This is a genomic window from Bradyrhizobium sp. cf659 (assembly GCF_900113725.1).
In the GTDB taxonomy this organism is placed as follows: Bacteria; Pseudomonadota; Alphaproteobacteria; order Rhizobiales; family Xanthobacteraceae; genus Bradyrhizobium.
Genome location: NZ_FOQJ01000011.1, coordinates 198,738 through 217,865 on the forward strand (window position 1 = coordinate 198,738; position 19,128 = coordinate 217,865).

Sequence of the window (19,128 nt, forward strand, 5' to 3'; positions counted from 1 at the left end):
ATGACCAGTCGCGCCAACATCGCCTGTCTCGGGGCCGGCCGCATGGGGCGCGGCATCGCCGTCGCGTTCGTCTATGCCGGGCACAGGGTCACGATGATCGACATCAAGCCCCGTTCCGCCGAGGACTTCGCCAAGCTGGAAGCGGATGCGCTCGGCGAAGTCAGGAAGACATTTGCGAGCCTCTCCAACCTGGGACTGCTGGCCGAGGCAGATGTCGATCCGCTCATCGCGCGTGTCTCGGTGGTGGCGGCGGGCCAGAGCGGCGCAGCGCTTGCCGATGCTGGTATCGTATTTGAGGGTGTCCCTGAAGTCGTCGAGCTCAAGCGGGAGGTGCTGGGGACGGCCTCAAGACAGGTGAAACCGGACACGATCATTGCATCGACCACGTCGACCATCCTCGTCGACGATCTCTCAGGCGCGATCGTGAACCCTCGCCGCTTCCTCAACGTGCACTGGCTCAACCCGGCCTATCTGATTCCGCTGGTCGAGGTTTCGCCCGGAAAAGCCACCGATCCCGCCATCATCGACGAGGTCAAGGCGCTGCTTGAAGGCATCGGCAAGGTTCCGGTGGTCTGCGCGGCGACGCCCGGCTTCATCGTCCCTCGCATCCAGGCGCTGGCCATGAACGAGGCCGCACGCATGGTCGAGGAAGGCGTCGCCAGCGCGGAGGAGATCGACAAGGCGATCCGCTACGGCTTCGGCTTCCGCTACGCCGTGCTCGGACTGCTCGAGTTCATCGACTGGGGCGGTGGCGATATCCTCTACTACGCGAGCCGTTACCTCGAAGGCGCACTCGGCAGCGACCGCTATCGCGCGCCGGACGTCATCTCGCGCAACATGCACGAAGGCCGGGTCGGCCTGCGAACTGGCGCGGGCTTTCTCGATTATTCCGGGCTCGATGTCGACGCCTATCGGGCAAAGCGGCTTCAGGCCATGGTCGACCTGCTCCGGCATTTCGAGCTGGCTCGCCCGCCAGTACTCGATCGCGACTAGCCGAAGACGTCCTGAAGCACGCCTTCCCGCACGACCGCGACGCCGTCCAGCTCGATGGTGGTCCCCATCATCGGCAGGTCGAAATGGCCCGCCGTGTAGCGGCCGGCGAATTCGTTCGCGCCGGTCGAGAATAGGAAATTGCCGGAGACCGCACGTATCTCCGTGCCGTTGGTGTCGCGCTGGTCGTACATCGACAGCGCTTCATAGCGCGCGGCCGGATTCATGCCGAAACCGACATGCGAGACCGCATAAGCCTCCCGATCGCCCCAGGCGGCGAGATAGGCGCGCATCATCGCCGCATCCGTGCCCTCCCCTTCCAGCTCGACGACGTAATCGTCCTTCAACGTCATCTTCACCGGCGAGGTCAGGTAGCGCTTGAAGGTCAGGTTGATGTCGCCGGGCGCCATCACCAGCGTGCCGTTGATCGTTCCGCTCTTGGGAAAGCTGACGACGATGCCACCCGGCCAATGCGCCAGCGTGCCGGGCTTGTCGGTCCAGCCCCATACGCCAACCGTTGACGCACCGACCATGTCCACGTCGAGCGCAGTGCCGGCTTTTGAGGTGACCCGCATCCGCTTGGTCCCGCGCAGCATCTTCGCCGCCGCGCGAACGCGCTTCTCGAGTGCGGGGTCCGGCACCATCCGCTCCAGTGCCTCCGGGTGCTCGTTGGAGATCACCAGAATCCGCGCGCCTGCCTTGAGGATCTCGGGCGTCTCCACCGCGTGCATCAGGCCCTCGATGGTGCAATCCACCACAAAGCCGGCCTGCTGAAGCGCGCTGATCACCGGGCCGAGCCGCTGGATCGCCTCGCTCGCCCCTGTCGAACGAACCGGGACGATATTGCGATTGCGCGGCGTCGGCATCACCACATGAAATGGCCGCGCGCCCATCCGCAGCAGCGCGAGTTCCGCCAGATGCACATTCAGCGCACGAGATTGCGTTTCCGAGAGGATCGCCGCGGTATCACCGGCCTTGACGGCACATCGTTCGAAAATCTCGCAAAATGCGTCGATCCATTTTGCCTCGATGCGATCAGCCAGCATGGTTCACTCCCGGTATCCTGTTTTCTTGTTCCGTCAGGTCACGCTTCGGGAAAGCCCCGTAGGAGGTACGATCGCACAGCGCCCAGCAGCGCATTCAGGATCAAACCCAGCAGCGAGATCGTGATCAGCGGCACGAACATGTCGACGGCCTGGAACGTCCGGGCCGCCGTGACGAGGGCGTGGCCCAGCCCGTCCGTCGACGTGATCATCTCGGCCAGAAACACCACGATGCAGGAAATGACAAGGCCGATCCGGCACCCGGTCAGGATCGACGGCATCGCCGCCGGCAGCACCACCTTGAAGAGGATTTGATAGCGCGGCGTTCCCGCCGCCATGGCCGACCAGATCAATTTCTGCTCGACGGTCGAGGCACCATAGTAGGTGGATAGAAGAATGGGAAACAGCGCATCGGCAGCCACCAGCGTGATCTTCGACCCATGGCCGAATCCGAGCAGCAGCAGCAGCGCTGGATAGAGCGCGACCTTGGGCAGTGGTGCCAGAACACGCACGATCGGCCGAACCACGGCATTGATCGCGGGATTGGCGGCAGCGGCAATGCCGATGCTGACGCCGAGCACGACCGCAATCGCAAAGCCGGCAAACAACCGGATCAAGGTTGCCACGATCTCCTGCTGAAATGTCCACGTCACGAGCTGCTGGAGCAAACGGCTGAAGACGAATCCGGGCGGTGGTAGCAGGACCGCAGGCGCAAAGCCGAATGACACCAGGCCTTGCCAAACCGCGATCACCAGCACGATTGGCGCGACTCCGAGAAAGACATTTGATGGGAGAATACGCGGCGTCATGAGAAGCTCAACGGTATGTCGAACTGAGGTTCGGACCAGCGCACGAGCCTGGCGCGGACCCGCTCGAAGATCGCATCGAGGCAGATTCCCATCGCCCCCACGATGATGATCATCGCGAAGACCGTGTCGTATTGACCCATGTCGAGCGCATTGAACAGGATGTTCCCGGCGCCGGACTGGCGAGCGATCATCTCGCTGGTAATCATCGTGATCAGCGCCAGCACCAAGCCCGTCCGGCACCCGGTCAGGATCTCCGGCAGTGCCGCCGGCAATACGATCCGGACCAGTCGTTGCAGGGGCGAGAGCCCCATGGCCGCGCCTGACCACAACATCTTCTCTTCGACCGCCCTGGCGCCCTCGAAGCTATGATAGATCACGGGCAGGCTGACGCCGAGGAAGATCACCAGCGTCTTCGCGATATCACCGACCCCCAGCCACAGCATGATGATCGGCATCAATGCTGCCTTTGGCACCGGGTAGATCACCATCAGAAGCGGATTGAAGAAGGCCGCAACCGCACGGCTGCGTCCCATCAGCAGGCCGAGAGGAATCGAAATCAGCACTGCAACACCGAACCCGATTGCCATGCGACGCAGTGAGGCCAGGATGTTGATCAGCGACTCCTTATCGCCGAGAATATCCGGAATCGCCCGGATCGCCTCGATCGCCGTCGGAAAGCTGTCGTTCTTCAGCCCGAGCGAGGCAACCTGCCATATCGCCAGCAGCCCGATGCAGGCGAACACCGGGGCAGCACGTCTGGCGGAGGTAGCCAGCAATGTCATGACGGCGATCCGGTCTCGTCGACCTCGTCGAACATGCGCTCGATGTCGACGACATACTTCTGGTAGCGCGGATCGAGCAACAGCTCGTTGCGGCGGCGCGGCCGCGGCAGATCGATATCGATCACCTGCCGGATGCGGCCGGGCGATTTCGACATCATCACGACCTTGTCCGAGAGGAAGACGGCCTCATCGACCGAATGGGTGACAAACAGCACCGTCTTGCGGTCGCGCTCCCATATGTTCAGGAGATCGTTCTGCAGGCGCGTCCGCGTGTGCGCGTCGAGCGCGCCGAACGGTTCGTCCATCAACAGGACTTCGGGATGGTAGGCGAGCGTCCGGGCCAGCGCCACGCGCTGCTTCATGCCGCCCGACAGCTCCTTGGGATAGAAGTTCTCGTAGCCTTTGAGGCCGACCATCTCGATCAGCGCCCGGCTCTGCGCTTCAGCCTCAGGCGTCCGCACGCCCTGCTGACGCGGCCCGTACATCACATTGCCCAGCACGGTTTTCCAGGGGAAGAGCGCAAACTCCTGGAATACTGGTCCGCGATCCGGACCGGGTCCTGTGATCGCCTGTCCCTTGATCTTCGCCGAACCACCGGTCGGGCTGACGAAGCCCCCGACGATGTAGAGCAGTGTCGACTTGCCACAACCTGACGGACCAAGGATGGAGACAAAGGCGCCCTCGTCGATCGTCAGCGAGATGTCCGATAGCGCCAAATGATCCTTGCGCGCCGAGGTCTGAAAAACCTGCGAGACGCGGTCGATCTCGATGATCGCAGATGCCGGCTTTTGTGACGTCACCGGTCTCACCCATTGGCTCGATCTCGAAGGCACTACCTTCATCCCGTCTCTCACTTCACCCGCGCGCGAACGTCGCGCAACTTGTCTGCTGAATGTCCTCCATCAGCGGAAGGAGCGTAGCAAGAAACTTGCCAGGCAGGTGGCCGTTCTCGCACAGGTACGCCGCGTCATTCGAACCAGGGCCATTCTGCCGGCCCCTCATGGGTAACCGCTCCGCCCGGCGCCTGGCCAACCAGTCGCGCATATTTTGCGAGCGCGCCTGCACGGTGACGCGGCGGGCGTGGCTTCCAATCACGTCGGCGCGACGCGAGCTCCTGCTCGTCGACCAGCATATCCATCCGCCGGTTTGCAGCATCAATCCGGATCCTGTCGCCGTCGCGAACAAGGGCCAACGGACCGCCAACGAATGCTTCGGGGGACACGTAGCCGATGCACATGCCGCGGGTCGCGCCGGAGAACCGCCCGTCGGTGATCAGGGCCACCTTTTCGCCCATGCCCTGCCCGTAGATCAGCGCGGTGACGCCGAGCATCTCGCGCATACCGGGGCCGCCGACCGGCCCTTCGTTGCGGATCACCAGGACCTCACCTGCCTTGTAGCTGCGGTCGCGAACCGCTGCGACACAGGCCTCCTCGTCCTCGAAAACGCGCGCGACACCCTCGAAGAACTGGCTCTTCAAACCTGCGACCTTAATGACTGCGCCGTCCGGACAGAGGTTGCCCTTCAGCACCGCCACACCGCCATCCGGCATGATCGGCGCACTTGCCGCGTAGACGACCTCACCGTCCGGCGGGTTGGCCCCGCCATATTCTTCGGCAAGCGTGCGGCCGGTGATGGTGATGCAGTTACCATCGATGTGGCCACTTTGAATCAGCTCCTGGATCACCACGGCGGCGCCACCCAAATCGTAGACATCCTTGGCCGTGTATTTGCCTCCGGGCCGCAGGTTTCCGATCAGCGGCGTCCTGGCAAAGACTTCACCGACGTCATCGATCGTGAATGCGATGCCGGCCTCGTTCGCGATGGCCGGCAGGTGCAGCGCGGCGTTGGTCGAACCGCCCGTAGCGGCGACGATCGCTGCGCCGTTCTCCAGTGATTTCCGCGTCACGATGTCGCGAGGCAGCGGCCCGCCGCGTTCCAGCATTTCCATGATCAGCCGCCCGGCGCGACGCGAGATCTGCGCGCGTTCGGCGTAGACACCGGGCACCATCGAGACGTTGGGAATGGTGAGCCCCATCGCCTCCGACACCATTCCCATGGTGTTCGCAGTAAACTGGCCGGCGCACGCACCGATCGTCGGCAGGCAGGCGCGCTCGATCCGCTCCAGTGTGGCGCCGTCGATCTCTCCGGTCATGAAGCTGCCGACCGCTTCGTAGGAGTCGAGCACTGTCAGCGTTCGTCCGTCCACGCGCCCCGGCAGCGAACTGCCGCCGTAGATGAAAATGGACGGCACGTTGCAACGGACCATGCCCATCATCACGCCGGGAAGCGTCTTGTCGCATCCGCCGTATCCGATCAGCGCGTCATAAGCGAGACCATGAACGACAGCCTCGATCGAGTCGGCGATCAGCTCGCGGGAAAAGAGAGAGAACTTCATTCCCTCGTGATTCATGCTGATCCCGTCGGAGACCGACACGGTCGAGAATTCGCGCGGCGTACCGCCGGCCTCCTCGATGCCCGTCTTGGCCGCGGCCACCTGGAAGTCGTGGGTCATGTTGCAGGGCGTCTGCTCGCCCTTCATGCTGACAATGCCAACCATCGGCTTGGCAATTGCCGCATCGTCCAGTCCCATTGCGCGCATGAATGCGCGGTGGGGGGCCCGGTCGAGGCCGTCGGTCGTTATCCGTGATCGCAACTTCTTCATACTTGCATCATCTTCGTGCGACGTCCCGCACACGGCGGGACATCGCTATGCATCTCTCAAAAAGGCGGCGCGAACACTTATTGCAACGGTGCGACGATCGTCGGATGTTTGAACTGTGCGACGTCCAGCTTCGGCAGCATTCCTGTCTCCGCGTAGATGTCCAGCATCTTCTGGATCGCCGGGAAGTTCGGCGCCGCGCCCGGATCACGACCAAAGTCGTTGTCCTTGAGCAGGTAGGTCTCGAGCACCGGAACAGGCGCTTTCAGCACCTCGGACACGACCTTCAGGGTCTCTTCGCGGTTCGCCAGCGCCTTCTTCATGCCCGACGTGATGTCGCGGACATAGGCTTTGACCAACTCCGGGTTCTTGTCGACGAAATCGGCACGGCAGGCTTCCAGGATGTGCACGATGTTCGGCATCGCCTGGGACAGCGAGAACAGTTTCCTTGTGCCGCCCTTCGCTTCCGCGCGTGCGGCAAACGGCTGATTCATGTTGACCGCGTCGACGCGGCCCTGGCGCAATGCGTCCTCGGAGACGGCAAAGCCGACCTCGACCAGCTTGATATCCTTGGCCGGATCGATGCCATTCTGCTTCAGGAGCAGGTTGAAAGGCCCTTGCGTGCCGCCGCCGATCACGGAAATGCCGACGGTCTTGCCCTTGAGATCGGCAATTGTCTTGATCGGCGAGTCATCCATGACAGCCCAGTAGACCGAGAAACCGCCGGGCTTCTCGAAGACGTGCTGAGCCACGATGTAGGCCTTGAGATTGCCGCCGACGACACCGTTGGAGAGCGACAGCGGTGCCTGCGTCGCGCAATCTAGTGCGCCTGCCGCCAATGCCTGCGTCATCGGCGCTGTACCCTGAAATTGGGTCCATTCAATGTTGTAGGTCTTGCCGAGATTGGGAAATTCAGCCGGCCTGCGCATCATCCAGTATTTGGATTCCTCGGCCGGGATGGTCCATCCGACGCGGATCGTCTGCTGCGCCCGTGAGGGGCTTGCGCCCGCAATCAAGGCCGCCACCGCCCCCGTTGCCAGCATCAACCTCGAAACCGTTCGCATCGCGCCCACTCCGTTGCTCCGGCGCCGACCGGCGCCACCCAACCCGACCGGTCCAAATGTTTCATGGTTCAAACAATCAAGCAAGCCATGCAAGCGCTCCGGTTTCGCCGCGCGACGCGCCATGTATGGTAAAGCGGCGGTCGCGCGCCGTCGTGCTGCGACAGGAGGAGGCAACCTATGGCTGATGCGAGCAAGGCAAACCCGCAAGGCGTCGAGCGGTTCGGCTATCTCGGCCTTGGACTCATGGGAACGCCCATGACCCGGCGCCTGCTCAAGGCCGGCTATCAGGTCAGTGTCTGGAACCGATCAGAAGGCAAGGTCGCTCCACTCGTCGAAGCCGGCGCAAGGCATGGAGCCAGCCCCCGCGACATTATGGCGGGCTCGGACATCGTCTTCATGTGCGTGACGGACGCCGCGGCCGTGGAAGAGGTGATTTTCGGAGCCGAAGGTCTCTCAACGGCTCCCGGCGCCGGCAAGCTCGTCGTCGACTTCTCGTCAATCCATCCCGACGCCGCGCGCGACCTCGCAACGCGACTGAAAGCTGCGAACGGCGCGGGCTGGATCGATGCACCGGTGTCCGGCGGCACCAAGGGCGCCGAGGAAGGCACGCTTGCCATCATGGCCGGCGGAGATGCTGCCGACATCGAGAGAGTGCGGCCCTATGTGCTGGCCATGGCCCGTAGGTTCACTCACATGGGCCCCACCGGCGCCGGCCAGACCGCAAAACTCTGTAACCAGGTGATCGTCGGATGCGCGATGGCCGTTCTCGCGGAAGCAACACGCCTTGCCGTGAACGCCGGAATCGACGCCAATCGGCTGCCCGAAGCGCTCGCGGGCGGGTTTGCGGATTCGATCCCACTTCAGCTGTTCGTGCCGAGAATGGTCCAGGGCATTCACTCACCGCCGCTCGGCCATATCGCCACGATGCTCAAGGACCTCGATACGGTTGCCGATGTCGCGCAGACGACGTCGACACCGGTGCCGATGGCCACCCTTGCGGGACAGCTCTTCAGACTGGCCAAAGCCGCGCGAGGCGCGGATGCCGACGCGCTGGAGATCTACAAGCTTTCAGCGGCAGAGCATTGAGCCACCGGGCACGACCTGAAACGCGTTACGGTGTCTTCTTGCGTTCATCGTCGGCCAGGAACCGGCCATACGTCCCACGCGCAAACAGCAACGCATCCTTGGCATTGTAGGCATAGGCTTCGACCGCACCCAGAAAGATCACGTGATCGCCGCCATAATAGCGGTTGACGGAGCGGCATTGAAAATTGGCGACGCTCTCGGCAAGCACGGGAGCGTCGCCGAGCCCCGGCGTCCAGTCGACGCCAGCGAATTTATCGTCGGACGATTTCGCGAATCTGTTTGCGAGCGCCTGTTGCGAAGCGCCGAGCACGTGAACCGCAAAATGGCTTGCGTTCTGAAACACCGCCAGGCTCGAAGAATAAACTCCGAGGCTCCAGAGAACGAGAGGCGGATTCAAGGAGACCGACGCAAAGGAATTGCAGGTGATGCCATAGGGCTTTCCATCAGGAGCCACGGCGGTGATGATCGTTACGCCTGTTCCGTAGGTGCCGAGCGCGGTGCGAAAGTCGCGGGGGTCGATCGACGAGCTGTCGCTTGCGAGTTCGTTGGCTGGATCGGGAACGGCCGGCTGCTTCGGCAGATCATTCATCGGCCGGCCTCACAACGTTAGATTCTCGGACGGCAGGCCCAGTGCCACGCGTCCATAATTGGTCCCAGCCGCATCGAAATTGAATGCGAGATGCGAGTTGATTGCGTGCGCATCGCGGAACTGCCGCTGCAACACGCCCGCCGTGAAGAGGCCGCGCGCCCCGCTCGCCGCAAATAGCATTGAGACCGCGTCGGTACATAGATTGACCGAGAAAGCACCGTCACGTCGGTACCTGGTCTTGGTCGCTATGTCCGGAATATGGCTGCGTCGTGCGTCCTCCATGGCATCAATACAGGCCGAACGCATGATCCGACGCGCAGCATCGATCTTGGCCGAGGCCTCCGCGATCTTGATCTGCGTGCTTTGGAAGTCGCTCAGCTTGGCACGGTTGTAGGTGGAAATGCGATGACGGGCGACCTCGATATAGTCGTTCAGGCACGCCTGCGCATTCCCCAGCGCGACGCCGGACAGGACGTAAGGAAACAGCGAGAACACGGGTAGCGCATACAACGGATTGGGATTGACCTTGCTTCCAGGCGCCCGGCCGCCGGCAAGCTCTCCGACGGCAACCGTCATATGGTCCGCCACGAAGGCCTCCCTGACTTCCACGTCGCAAGACCCCGTACCGCGCAATCCCGCGACATTCCAGGTGTCGAGTACCTTGTAATCGTGTTTCGGAAGCAAAAAGATCCGATACTCGATGCCGTCTGCCTCATCGTCAGAGGAAACCACGCTTGCAAGCATGTTCCATTCGCAGGACGCAACGCCCGAGGAGAATGGCCAGCTTCCGTGCAGTTGGTATCCGCCTTCCACCCTCGTGGCGCGGCCCGCAGGAAAGATGAATGAGGATGCGATCAGCACATCCGGATCACGGCCCCAGACCAGATCCTGCGCCTTTTTCTCGAACATGCCGAGCATCCAGTGATGGCTCGCCAGATTGGCGAGATTCCAGGCGGCCGACGCGTCCGCTTGTCCGAGCAGATCGGCGCAATCAATCAGGGCGACATAGTCGAGCTCGGCGCCGCCAATGCGCCTGGGCTGGAGCATCCGGAACAGGCCCGCGTCGTGCAGGTCCCGTTCGGTCTCGGGCGGAAGGTAGCGCAGCTCTTCGGTTCGTGCTGCCCGCTCTCGCAGTCGTGGCACGAGCGCCCGAGCCTTCGCGATCATTGCCGCATAGGCGCGTTCGCCGGATTCCGGCCCCGCAGGCTGGCCCACGCTCGGGTCTTGACCAGGCGCCATTCGCATCCCTCGCTTTCCCACATTTATGCGGCCGGAACCTCGCCAAATCAAGCCGATGCAAGGCCAACACCGTGTCGTCGCCCTGACCCCCGGGGTGCTTGAAAAGGATGCGATGCCGCGAACGGCCGCATCGCGAAGCAGAGGTCGGCACGCCGCGATGCCCGCCCCTCAAGGTTAACCATCCGGGCTAGACCGAGGGCTTGCCCGATCCAAAGACGCCCCTTTGAGTGAGCTCCGTGATCCGACGCTGGTCGTAACCTAGCGTGTCACGCAAGACATTCTCGGTATGCTCGCCCAACAGGGGCGCGGCAACGGGATCGATCGCGCCGGTCAGGCTCATGGTAATCGGGGTTTCGATGTTGGGGACCCAGTCCGCCGTGGGATGCGGAATCCGGCTCAACCGATGGCGGTCGCGGGCCTCGGGTGCGTTAAAGCCCTCTTCGACGGTGCGGAGATAGCCGACCGGAATATTGGCCAGCTTCATTTTCGCCATCCAGTTCTCGAGGGTATCGCTTGCAAAGACCTCCGCAATGGCCGCCCGCAAGAGCTCCTTGTTCTCGGAGCGTGCTTTGCGCGTCGCAAATTGCGGATCGGTGATGAGGTCGGGCCGGTTCAGCACCTCGACGACCAGCCGGCGATAGAGCCGGTCGTTGGCGCAGGCCATGTAAAGCGGTCCATCGGAGGCCTCGTAGACGCCGACAGTGGGAGACCCGCTCGGCGAATTGCCGAACCGTCCAGGGTTCTCACCGTTGATCAGATAGGCCATGCCGTAGAAGCTCGTCATCGCCATCGCGATGTCGAACAGGGCCACCTCGACATGCTGGCCACGGCCGAGCCGATCGCGCGCCAGCAGGGCCAGAAGGATAGCGTTACAGGCGGTCATTCCCGTCGCGATATCCACGATGGGCGGGCCGGTGCGGACTGGAGGACCGTCGGCAAATCCGTTGAGCGACATGAAGCCGCTTTCCGCCTGCGTGATCGGATCAAAACCGGGACGCGAAGCGAACGGCCCGGTGCGCCCATAGGCGGAAATCGAGCAATAGACCAGCCGAGGATTGAGCGGCGCGACCGCTTCGTAGTCGAGGCCGAATTTCTTCATGACCCCGCTCGAGAAATTCTCGACGACCACGTCGGCTTTGCGGATCAGATCCAGCGCGATCTCGCGGGCTACGGGCACGGTGAGGTCGAGCGCGATACCGCGCTTGTTGCGGTTCAGGCTGAGATAAGCGGCGCTCTCGCCGCCGGTTTCGGCGTGTTCATACGCGCGCGTGTCATCGCCGCCGTCCGGGTTCTCGATCTTGATGACGCGCGCGCCGAAATCGGCGAGCGTCTGTGTGCAGGCCGGGCCAGCGACCACGCGCGTGAAATCGACGACCAGCAGACCATCGAGCGCCGTAGGTCCTCCCGTGACTCGCGACGAACGTTCCGGCAATTGAGGCTTGGTGGACATCGATGGTGCTCCCTTACATCGGCTTATGGTCGCCGAATTTCCTGCAGAAGCAAACTTAAAGCCCGGCGCCACCGACTCCGCAAGTGCTTCAACCACATCGTCTGAAAACGCAAAAAGGGCCCGGCAGCCGTCAAGCTGCCGGGCCTCTCGACATTTTGGGCGTGTAAGGCTGCACCGCGTCTCGCGCGTGCCGTTCTACGCCACGAACGCCGCGTTCCGCATCACGGGAAACACCCGCGCCCCAACTCAGCGCAGCCGTTTTCGCCAGTAAAGCGTATGCGACCAGGCCCAGGGTATTTCGGGCTCATAGAGCCGATAGCCGGCCCGGATGAAATTATTGGCAGATACCGGGTTGTCCGTCGTATCGGAGACGATGCTGTCCCAAAGGCCTGTCGCGACAATCACGACGGACAAAATACGTCTCAGCAGCATGGGTATCCTATCCTGTATGCACAACGTCTCATTTAGAGCCAAGGTACACTCGTTGTTCTTCGCACGCGAAGGCTCGCTGGTACACCCCTCATCGCCGCGCGGCTGTCTTCGCCTGATAGAGCGCGACCGCATCCTTGAGATCGCCGGTGCTCGATAGGCGCGCGCTCAGCGTTCGCAGATCATGCTGATTACGATCGCCTCGGCTCGCCGCCATGCCCGGCCTCTGCACCGGCGGCATCGGCTTTGCCGCCACGGCATCCCTCGCTTTCATCATCAGTCGGTATTTGCCGGCATCGTACATCATGCGCTGGAACGTCGCATTGCGCATCAGCGGTTCGCTGTCGAAGAGACGTTGCAGTTCCTCCGGTTCGATGCCACTGGCCTTGGCCGACGCCATGATCTCCTGTGCGACGGCCTGCCTGACGTCTCTCGTCTCTTCCTTGAGCAGCGTCTCGAGTCGGGCATCCTCTGCCTTTGCATAGTTCTGAAAATTGCGCCGCGAGGCTTCCGCCGTCCGCCGCATCTCCTCATTCTGCCGAGCGCGCAACTGCTCGCTGCCCGCGACGATCGCCTGGACGCGGGACAGCTTTGCGGGATCCTGGTGCGCCATTTGCGCGAGGGCCTCCGGAAGCCGCTCTGGCGGCAGCCCGGCCAATTCCGGAAACTGGCTGATAAAGCTCGCTTGCGCGATCTGCATCGCCGCATCGAGGCCGTCGGCATAACTCCGCCGCGCGCGCTCGACTTCGCCTACCTTCTCCTCGAGCGCGAGGCGCACCTGCGGATGCTGCATGAGCTGCTCGAGATCGGGATCGAGTTCGGCCGAGCGTTTCCCGCGATCCTTCGTCGCGTTTGATGGCGTTTCCTTGTCACGCGCATCGCTGGCCTCAGGCTGCTCGAAGCCGTAGAACTCGGGCGCATCGGGATCGTTGGCAGCCACTTCGGCGCGTAGCTTCGGCAACCGCGACCATGTCCGGAGTTGCAGGCGTTTCCAGCAAGATCAGGGCAAGAAAAGACTTACTCATCGGCCGCCTCACTGAAGTTTCGAGGCGCGACGGAAGTTCATCGCGGCTCGCTCACAGGTTGAGCGCCACAATAGAACAAACCAAGAACAATGTCAAACGCGCGTTCGTCCGGCAACACCGCTCGCGGCAGCCTGGCCGGCGGATGCGAGCCGCAAGCCGCGGCCCGGGTGGCCTCACTCCTCCGCCAACTTCCGCTCGATATAAGCGTCCACCGTTTCGGCGAACGAACGCTGCACGCCGACCGCGAGGTCGTGCTGGTCGAGCGCATCGCGCTGGAGCACGCGCAGGCCGCGCCCGCGGGCGCTGACCGGCGCCGTGTTCAGAAATTGATCGATGGCGCCCTTGGCGATCGGGATGGCCTTCGGATCTCCCCTCGCGATCAAAAGGCGCAAGAGGCTCTGGCATTCGGCCAAGCCGGGCATGGGATCACCGCCTTCAGCCTTGCCGCGATTTCGGCTTCGGCCGCTTGACCGGCTGGGTGTGGGTGCCGAACAGCGCCAGCAGGAACGCGACTTCTTCCTTCGAACCGATCTGGATCATGATTGTCTCCTTTTCGCTTGGTTGGTCGAGGCCGGCGGAAAAGGAGTTCAGGACAATCGGGTTTCAGCACTGTTTCAGGCGTGTTTCGTCGGGGCTGTCACGTTGCAAATCGCCGCTTGGAGACAAAGCGGAACATCCGCCCGCCGGCCACCATGTGCGCGAAGGTCCCCATGAGGCGAGATCCGAAACCGTCAACGATCGCGCTCTCACTGCCTCTGGATGATGTTGGGCGAGTTGCTTGGCTGCGGTGGCGACGCTTCTCGGACCTGCGCAAGGTAGGCCTTGTCGTAATACTCCAAGGCAAGGATATGCATGGCCCTCGCTTTTTCTGAGTCGGATTCTGCCAGTGCCATCCGGGACGCAATTTCGGCTTGCTTCAAATAGTACTCAGCGGTCGGCACGACGGTTTCTCCCAACGACGCCCCTAACGCACGGAATTGCAACTTGTTCCCGGGATAGATTCAAATTTCCGGGGCGGGCTTACCTAATCTGCTCAGGGTCAAAAGCCGGTGTCGCAATAGCAGCGGCTGAAGTCCGCAAGGGTCGGAAGCGGCCATGCGGGACTCTCTGGAAATGCCCGATGCTGCCATCATGCCAGTGTTTTGCCCGACGGAGCAACTTTATTCAAATGCAGCAAATCGGATTTGGCGGAATGAAATCTCTTCGCGCCAAGCTGGGACATGCCCTCCCACGAGGGCGCAACCGGAAAGGTTCGGAGAGATCGCCGATGTATTACGTCGCCGCCGCATTGCTGGGGTTGTCGGGACTGTTCTACTCCGCGAGCCATCACGAGCTCGGCCAGCTCGGCGCGGACGTGTGCCGCTACGGCAACGCGTTCTGCGACAATCCGGTGGTCGTCTTCGCCGGCGCGGCGCTGGCCGCCGCCTGGGGCATGTTCGTCAGCATCAAGTAGCCAGACGCCGCCTCACGTCTCGTTGTTCTTGTAGCGCTCGCGCACGATGCTGTCGGCGACATGCCGCTCGGTGCGGCTGCGGTAGCGGTTGCGCAGCACGCCATAGATCAGCGCCGCCAGCAGGACGAAGGCGCCGATGAAGAAGACTGCTTCCAGGCCCATGATACCCTCCGGTTGTATCAGCTACACCGCGAGCTCCTTGCGGACGGCCGCAGCCGAATTGCCGACCTTGTCGACGGCCTTTTGCAGCTCCTCCTTCGAGACGCCGAGCGCATGGGTCCAGTATTTGACCTCAAAGGCCTCGTCCATGTTGATCTTGCTGCGGTCCGGCTGCTCGCGCTTCGTCAGATTGTCCATCGGACGATTCCTCGCTTCCTGAAAACGGGAAACGTCGTCATCGGCACGCTGTTCCTAAATCCGGCCGGCGGCTTACGCCTCCAGCTTGCCGGGTCTCGCGGCGGCCGCTTCCTTGACGAGGGCCGAGATCGAATTGCCTGATTTTCGAAGCGCATCGGCGAACTGATCGGGCGACAGCTTGAGGCGCTTGCGCAGGGTCTTGACCTGCACCTTGTCGCTCAAGTTGAGCGAGTTGCGAAGATTGACCGGCCTGGACCTGTTCATGTCTGTCTCTGCTGCTGAGGGGATGGGCCGAACCGCGACAAGGCGGGCATGACGCCGCCCTCGTCGCGATGGTGACTGTCCCGCTCCTCGCGAAGATTCCGTCGCCACGAAGTCAAGATGCGCGGTGAAGCGGCGTTCCTCCGCATCCGGAATTATCGCTCACAGGGAATAAACACCTCGCCGGTGTCCATGCGCACGTTGCGGACCGCGCGACTGGCCTCCACGGTCGCCCGAACGCCTTCCGGCATGAAGCTCAGCAACAGCGAACGCCGCCGCGCGCCGGAGCGGTTGCAGGTCGCCCCATGCGGCAGATCGGCGTCGAACACCAGGATGTCCCCCGCCTCGCCGGCCGTAATGAGCGACAGGGTCTCGTCGGGCGCGCCGCTGTCGAGATGACGCGGGACCACGCGCGTGGCGCCGTTGTCCGGCCCGTAAGCGTCGAGGAAGACCAGGGCGGCGACGGCCTTCATGCCGGCGCCATCGCGATGAAGGGGCTGGTGGCCGCCGCCCGGAAGCGGCTCGCGGCCTTCAACCTGGGAGAGGAAGAAGGGACCACCCAGCATCTGCGCCGCCGCCGCCAGCAGCAATGGCAGGCGGCAGGTCCGCTGCACCGTCGGGTCGAGATCGACGAGGGCGTGGCGCCAGCCGGCGCCCCGGGGGGCGGCCCATTGGTCGCCGGTCCCCACGCCGGAATCGAAAGCCGCGCGCAACGCATCGCGCCACGCCGCGGGGACTGCGCCGCGCAGCAGGAGATAACCGTCACGGTCGAGAGCAACAGCCTGCTCAGCCTTCAGGGGATCGACCTTCGTGGGCGCCGGATCATGGTTCATGGCGCTCACTACAACCTAAACGTGCCGCTCGCAAGGGCTGCGTCGATCGCCGGGGAAGGCGTCAGCCCGCCGGCGTGCGGCCTGTTTTGAACTGGAGCTGCACAGGCGCAAAAGAAGAGCCCGCGACCGGTCACGGCGCGGGCTCGACGATGTCTGTGATGGTGCCACTCTAGAGGTGTCTTGCCCGACGAGTCAAACCAGACGGCGCAGCATCGGCTTCGGCGGATGGCACGGCGCCGGCCACCCAGGAACTTTGCGGCCATGATCGCGCTTAAGACCTGGATTCGCAATTCCGGAAGGTCCGCCCTGAAACACCGCCCCACCAGGCACGACAGCGCCGACGCACCGACGAAGTCGGGATCGATGCTGCTGCAACGACTGGGCCCCGGCCTCGTCACCGGGGCGGCGGACGACGATCCCTCCGGCATCGCCACCTATTCGCAGGCCGGCGCGCAATTCGGCTACGGGCTGCTCTGGACGGTGTTTCTGACCACGCCGTTCATGATCGCCATTCAACTCGTCAGCGCGCAGATCGGCCGGGTCACCGGAAAAGGGCTTGCCGCCAACGTGATGCGGATCGCGCCGCGCTGGGCGGTGCTGGCGCTCGTCTGCCTGCTCGTCGTCGCGAACACGTTCAACATCGCCGCCGACATCGCTGCGATGGCCGAGGCGCTCTCGCTCGTCATCGGCGGTCTCAACCACGAGCACGCCCTGATCTTCGCGGCGGGCTCCACCCTGCTCCAGGTGTTCCTGCCCTATCGCCGCTATTCGCCGGTGCTGAAATTCCTCACTTTGGCGCTGTTCGCCTATGTCGCGACCGCGTTCACCGTGGAGATCCCGTGGAGCACCGCGTTGCTCGCCGCGGTTTGGCCGAAGGCGAATGTCAGCGCCGACTATTTCATGATGGTGGTCGCCGTGCTCGGCACCACCATCAGCCCCTATCTGTTCTTCTGGCAGGCCTCGCAGGAGGTCGAGGAGATGAACCAGGGCAAGCGCGACAAACCGCTGCGCGAGGAGACGCGGCGCGGCGGCGACCCCGAGCTCGCGCGCATCAAGGCCGACACCACGCTCGGCATGCTGCTGTCGAACGGCATCGCTTTCTTCATCATCCTGACCACGGCCTCGGTGCTGAACGCCAACGGCGTCACCCGCATCAATTCGGCGACAGAAGCCGCCGAGGCGCTGCGGCCGCTTGCCGGCGACTTCACCTTCGCTTTGTTCGCGCTCGGCATCATCGGCACGGGCCTGCTCGCGATCCCGGTGCTGGCGGGCTCGGCCGCTTACGGGGTTGCGGAGATTTTCGGCTGGCGCGCCACGCTCGAGGCCAAGCCCGAGAAGGCGGTCGGCTTCTACACCATCATCGCGGCCGCGACCGCGATCGGCTTCGGCCTCGGCTTCACCGGCATCGACTCGATCCACATGCTGGTCTGGAGCGCCGTGCTCAACGGCATCGTCGCCGTTCCGATCATGGCGATGATGATGCTGATCGTCTCGAGCCGCACGATCATGGGCCGTTTCAGGGCCCGCTCGTGGCTGGTCGCGCTGGGCTGGCTCGGCACCGCGCTGATGGCGCTGGCCGTCCTCGCTCTGCTCGGCTCGTCGGCGATGGGCTGACTAGACCGGCGACAATACCGCCGAAACTTGCGATGCGACGATCAAGGCCGCAAACACGGCCGGCACGCTGATGAACCGCAAGAACTGGTCTATCGAAAGCAGATCATAGCTGTCCCCATCTGCTGCGGGCTTCACGCCGGTCCGTGGTTGGCTTAACAATTGGCCAGGGCCGGGCCTGCGATTGGCCACAAGAAAAGAAGCCCGACCAGACGACAGGGAGCGACATGACCAAATCATCAAAAGCAACAAGCCTTGAAATCCTCGCCTGCGATGCCGGCTGGAGAAACTACCACTTCGTCAAGCTGACGACCGACGACGGCGTCGTCGGCTGGAGCGAGTTCGATGAAGGCTTTGGCTCGCCCGGTGTTGGCGCGGCGATCCAGCGCCTGTCCACCCGCATCATCGGGCAGAATATCTTCCAGCATGAGCGCATCTACGCCGAACTGTTCGCCGCCACGCGTCCCGCCGCCGGCGGGGTGGTGGCGCAAGCGCTTGGGGCGATCGAGAACGCCCTGCTCGATGCCAAGGCGAAGTCTCTCGGCGTGCCCTGCTACGAGCTGCTCGGCGGCAAAATCCGTGACCGCGTCCGGGTGTATTGGTCGCATTGCGCGACGTGGCGGATCAATCATCCGTCCTGGTACAAGCCGCCGATCGAAAGCCTCGACGGCGTCAAGGCGATGGGCCGCGAGGTGCGCGAGAAGAAGTTCACCGCGCTCAAGACCAACATCTTCTCCTACGACGACGGCAAGCCGACCGGCTGGCGGCCCGGCTTCGGCTCGCCTTTCGCACCCGAGATCAACGTCGACCGCAAGATCCTGCGCGACTTGCGCATGCACCTGGAAGCGATCCGCGACGGCGCGGGCCCCGACGTCGACCTCCTGCTCGACTGCAACTTCAACGCCAAGACCGAGGGTTACCTTAAGATCCTGCGCACCATCGCGGACCTCGACCTGTTCTGGATCGAGATCGACAGTTTCAATCCGGAAGCGCTCGGCTACATCCGCAGGCAGAGCCCGCATCCGATCTCATCCTGCGAGACGCTGCTGGGCCTGCGCGAATTCCTGCCCTATTTCCGCGAGCAAGCGATGGACGTCGCGATCATCGACACGCCCTGGAACGGCGTCTGGCAGTCGATGAAGATCGCAGCCGCCGCGGAAGCGTTCGAGGTCAACGTCGCCCCGCATAATTTCTATGGCCATCTCTGCTCGATGATGAACGCGCATTTCTGCGCGGCCGTTCCGAACCTGCGCATCATGGAGATCGACATCGATCGCCTGTCCTGGGACCGCGAGCTGTTCACGCACGAGCCGGAAATCCAGAATGGCCATCTGATCGTTCCGGATCGGCCCGGCTGGGGCACCGAGCCGAACGAGGAGGCGCTGCGCGCGCATCCACCGAAGACGAGCGGCGGGCTTCTCAACTATGGTCGCAAGAGCTGACTAGAA

At 63.2% G+C, this 19,128-nt stretch carries 21 protein-coding genes and 1 pseudogene; 5 read left to right on the plus strand and 17 right to left on the minus strand.

Annotated features, from left to right (window positions below; all coding sequences use genetic code 11):
* Positions 1-993, plus strand: coding sequence for a 3-hydroxybutyryl-CoA dehydrogenase (locus BM118_RS32660; protein ID WP_092191014.1), 993 nt, complete (start codon positions 1-3; stop codon positions 991-993).
* Here BM118_RS32660 and BM118_RS32665 read toward each other — a convergent pair.
* The 6 genes from BM118_RS32665 to BM118_RS32690 all read right to left on the minus strand — a co-directional run bounded on the left by BM118_RS32665 (position 990) and on the right by BM118_RS32690 (position 7,347).
* Positions 990-2,036, minus strand: a complete 1,047-nt coding sequence (locus tag BM118_RS32665; protein WP_092191016.1) for a 2,5-dihydroxypyridine 5,6-dioxygenase NicX family protein — start codon at positions 2,034-2,036, stop codon at positions 990-992. The genes BM118_RS32660 and BM118_RS32665 overlap by 4 nt on opposite strands.
* Positions 2,037-2,074: 38 nt before the next feature.
* Positions 2,075-2,842: an ABC transporter permease gene (locus BM118_RS32670; protein ID WP_092191018.1), complete on the minus strand. Its 768-nt coding sequence runs from the start codon at positions 2,840-2,842 to the stop codon at positions 2,075-2,077.
* Positions 2,839-3,624 (minus strand): ABC transporter permease, encoded by a 786-nt coding sequence (locus tag BM118_RS32675; protein WP_092191020.1) that lies wholly within the window; start codon positions 3,622-3,624, stop codon positions 2,839-2,841. The genes BM118_RS32670 and BM118_RS32675 overlap by 4 nt, the downstream gene beginning before the upstream one ends.
* On the minus strand, positions 3,621-4,466 hold the full coding sequence (locus BM118_RS32680) for an ABC transporter ATP-binding protein (protein ID WP_092191022.1): 846 nt from the start codon (positions 4,464-4,466) through the stop codon (positions 3,621-3,623). Before BM118_RS32680 ends, BM118_RS32675 begins: the two co-directional genes overlap by 4 nt.
* Positions 4,467-4,591: 125 nt before the next feature.
* A complete protein-coding gene (ilvD, locus tag BM118_RS32685) occupies positions 4,592-6,286 on the minus strand; it encodes a dihydroxy-acid dehydratase (RefSeq protein WP_092191024.1) in 1,695 nt (564 codons plus the stop codon).
* A gap of 77 nt (positions 6,287-6,363) precedes the next feature.
* Entirely contained in the window at positions 6,364-7,347 is a 984-nt protein-coding gene (locus BM118_RS32690) for an ABC transporter substrate-binding protein (RefSeq protein WP_177234910.1), read from the minus strand.
* A 177-nt stretch (positions 7,348-7,524) separates the two neighbouring features.
* On the opposite strand from BM118_RS32690, the gene BM118_RS32695 reads away from it, so the two are divergent.
* Complete coding sequence (locus BM118_RS32695; RefSeq protein WP_092191028.1) at positions 7,525-8,433, plus strand: NAD(P)-dependent oxidoreductase; 909 nt, start codon at positions 7,525-7,527, stop codon at positions 8,431-8,433.
* 25 nt (positions 8,434-8,458) lie between these two features.
* Here the strand turns inward: BM118_RS32695 and BM118_RS32700 are convergent, their stop codons facing one another.
* From BM118_RS32700 to BM118_RS41855, 7 genes and pseudogenes are all read right to left on the minus strand, one after another.
* Positions 8,459-9,022 (minus strand): flavin reductase family protein, encoded by a 564-nt coding sequence (locus tag BM118_RS32700; protein WP_092191030.1) that lies wholly within the window; start codon positions 9,020-9,022, stop codon positions 8,459-8,461.
* A 9-nt stretch (positions 9,023-9,031) separates the two neighbouring features.
* The gene (locus BM118_RS32705; RefSeq protein ID WP_177234896.1) at positions 9,032-10,261 is read right to left on the minus strand and encodes an acyl-CoA dehydrogenase family protein; all 1,230 of its coding nucleotides are present in this window, start codon (positions 10,259-10,261) and stop codon (positions 9,032-9,034) included.
* 187 nt (positions 10,262-10,448) lie between these two features.
* The gene (locus BM118_RS32710; RefSeq protein ID WP_177234911.1) at positions 10,449-11,711 is read right to left on the minus strand and encodes a CaiB/BaiF CoA transferase family protein; all 1,263 of its coding nucleotides are present in this window, start codon (positions 11,709-11,711) and stop codon (positions 10,449-10,451) included.
* Between the two features lie 246 nt (positions 11,712-11,957).
* Positions 11,958-12,095: pseudogene (locus BM118_RS32715) on the minus strand (GNAT family N-acetyltransferase); the annotation flags it as partial.
* Between the two features lie 136 nt (positions 12,096-12,231).
* On the minus strand, positions 12,232-12,918 hold the full coding sequence (locus BM118_RS32720; RefSeq protein WP_177234897.1) for a hypothetical protein: 687 nt from the start codon (positions 12,916-12,918) through the stop codon (positions 12,232-12,234).
* A gap of 420 nt (positions 12,919-13,338) precedes the next feature.
* On the minus strand, positions 13,339-13,587 hold the full coding sequence (locus BM118_RS32725) for a hypothetical protein (protein ID WP_092191036.1): 249 nt from the start codon (positions 13,585-13,587) through the stop codon (positions 13,339-13,341).
* 324 nt (positions 13,588-13,911) lie between these two features.
* The gene (locus BM118_RS41855) at positions 13,912-14,106 is read right to left on the minus strand and encodes a hypothetical protein (protein WP_177234898.1); all 195 of its coding nucleotides are present in this window, start codon (positions 14,104-14,106) and stop codon (positions 13,912-13,914) included.
* Positions 14,107-14,432: 326 nt separating this feature from the next.
* Here BM118_RS41855 and BM118_RS32740 point away from each other — a divergent pair, with 326 nt between their 5' ends.
* Positions 14,433-14,618: a hypothetical protein gene (locus BM118_RS32740; RefSeq protein WP_092191038.1), complete on the plus strand. Its 186-nt coding sequence runs from the start codon at positions 14,433-14,435 to the stop codon at positions 14,616-14,618.
* A 12-nt stretch (positions 14,619-14,630) separates the two neighbouring features.
* On the opposite strand, the gene BM118_RS41860 is transcribed toward BM118_RS32740, so the two are convergent.
* The 4 genes from BM118_RS41860 to BM118_RS32755 all read right to left on the minus strand — a co-directional run bounded on the left by BM118_RS41860 (position 14,631) and on the right by BM118_RS32755 (position 16,069).
* Positions 14,631-14,780, minus strand: a complete 150-nt coding sequence (locus tag BM118_RS41860) for a hypothetical protein (RefSeq protein ID WP_177234899.1) — start codon at positions 14,778-14,780, stop codon at positions 14,631-14,633.
* A gap of 21 nt (positions 14,781-14,801) precedes the next feature.
* The gene (locus tag BM118_RS32745) at positions 14,802-14,975 is read right to left on the minus strand and encodes a DUF3606 domain-containing protein (RefSeq protein ID WP_092191040.1); all 174 of its coding nucleotides are present in this window, start codon (positions 14,973-14,975) and stop codon (positions 14,802-14,804) included.
* A 72-nt stretch (positions 14,976-15,047) separates the two neighbouring features.
* Positions 15,048-15,239, minus strand: a complete 192-nt coding sequence (locus tag BM118_RS32750; RefSeq protein ID WP_092191042.1) for a DUF3606 domain-containing protein — start codon at positions 15,237-15,239, stop codon at positions 15,048-15,050.
* 152 nt (positions 15,240-15,391) lie between these two features.
* Positions 15,392-16,069, minus strand: a complete 678-nt coding sequence (locus tag BM118_RS32755; RefSeq protein WP_092191044.1) for a phytanoyl-CoA dioxygenase family protein — start codon at positions 16,067-16,069, stop codon at positions 15,392-15,394.
* Positions 16,070-16,432: 363 nt separating this feature from the next.
* Between BM118_RS32755 and BM118_RS32760 the strand changes: the two genes are divergently transcribed.
* Together BM118_RS32760 and BM118_RS32765 are read left to right on the plus strand one after the other, a co-directional pair.
* Entirely contained in the window at positions 16,433-17,683 is a 1,251-nt protein-coding gene (locus tag BM118_RS32760) for an NRAMP family divalent metal transporter (protein ID WP_177234912.1), read from the plus strand.
* 224 nt (positions 17,684-17,907) lie between these two features.
* On the plus strand, positions 17,908-19,122 hold the full coding sequence (locus tag BM118_RS32765) for a mandelate racemase/muconate lactonizing enzyme family protein (protein ID WP_092191048.1): 1,215 nt from the start codon (positions 17,908-17,910) through the stop codon (positions 19,120-19,122).
* The last annotated feature ends 6 nt before the right edge of the window (positions 19,123-19,128 follow it).

Bases quoted from the DNA above. Each gene is read 5' to 3' on its own strand.
- BM118_RS32695 (WP_092191028.1), top strand. From the start codon at position 7,525: ATGGCTGATGCGAGCAAGGCAAACCCGCAAGGCGTCGAGCGGTTCGGC.
- BM118_RS32700 (WP_092191030.1), bottom strand. From the start codon at position 9,022: ATGAATGATCTGCCGAAGCAGCCGGCCGTTCCCGATCCAGCCAACGAA.
- BM118_RS32675 (WP_092191020.1), bottom strand. From the start codon at position 3,624: ATGACATTGCTGGCTACCTCCGCCAGACGTGCTGCCCCGGTGTTCGCC.
- BM118_RS32725 (WP_092191036.1), bottom strand. From the start codon at position 13,587: ATGCCCGGCTTGGCCGAATGCCAGAGCCTCTTGCGCCTTTTGATCGCG.
- BM118_RS32665 (WP_092191016.1), bottom strand. From the start codon at position 2,036: ATGCTGGCTGATCGCATCGAGGCAAAATGGATCGACGCATTTTGCGAG.
- BM118_RS32710 (WP_177234911.1), bottom strand. From the start codon at position 11,711: ATGTCCACCAAGCCTCAATTGCCGGAACGTTCGTCGCGAGTCACGGGA.
- BM118_RS41860 (WP_177234899.1), bottom strand. From the start codon at position 14,780: ATGGGCCTGGAAGCAGTCTTCTTCATCGGCGCCTTCGTCCTGCTGGCG.
- BM118_RS32740 (WP_092191038.1), top strand. From the start codon at position 14,433: ATGTATTACGTCGCCGCCGCATTGCTGGGGTTGTCGGGACTGTTCTAC.
- BM118_RS32705 (WP_177234896.1), bottom strand. From the start codon at position 10,261: ATGGCGCCTGGTCAAGACCCGAGCGTGGGCCAGCCTGCGGGGCCGGAA.
- BM118_RS32680 (WP_092191022.1), bottom strand. From the start codon at position 4,466: ATGAAGGTAGTGCCTTCGAGATCGAGCCAATGGGTGAGACCGGTGACG.
- BM118_RS32690 (WP_177234910.1), bottom strand. From the start codon at position 7,347: ATGCGAACGGTTTCGAGGTTGATGCTGGCAACGGGGGCGGTGGCGGCC.
- BM118_RS32760 (WP_177234912.1), top strand. From the start codon at position 16,433: ATGCTGCTGCAACGACTGGGCCCCGGCCTCGTCACCGGGGCGGCGGAC.
- BM118_RS32765 (WP_092191048.1), top strand. From the start codon at position 17,908: ATGACCAAATCATCAAAAGCAACAAGCCTTGAAATCCTCGCCTGCGAT.
- BM118_RS32660 (WP_092191014.1), top strand. From the start codon at position 1: ATGACCAGTCGCGCCAACATCGCCTGTCTCGGGGCCGGCCGCATGGGG.
- BM118_RS32750 (WP_092191042.1), bottom strand. From the start codon at position 15,239: ATGAACAGGTCCAGGCCGGTCAATCTTCGCAACTCGCTCAACTTGAGC.
- BM118_RS32755 (WP_092191044.1), bottom strand. From the start codon at position 16,069: ATGAACCATGATCCGGCGCCCACGAAGGTCGATCCCCTGAAGGCTGAG.
- BM118_RS32745 (WP_092191040.1), bottom strand. From the start codon at position 14,975: ATGGACAATCTGACGAAGCGCGAGCAGCCGGACCGCAGCAAGATCAAC.
- ilvD (WP_092191024.1), bottom strand. From the start codon at position 6,286: ATGAAGAAGTTGCGATCACGGATAACGACCGACGGCCTCGACCGGGCC.
- BM118_RS32670 (WP_092191018.1), bottom strand. From the start codon at position 2,842: ATGACGCCGCGTATTCTCCCATCAAATGTCTTTCTCGGAGTCGCGCCA.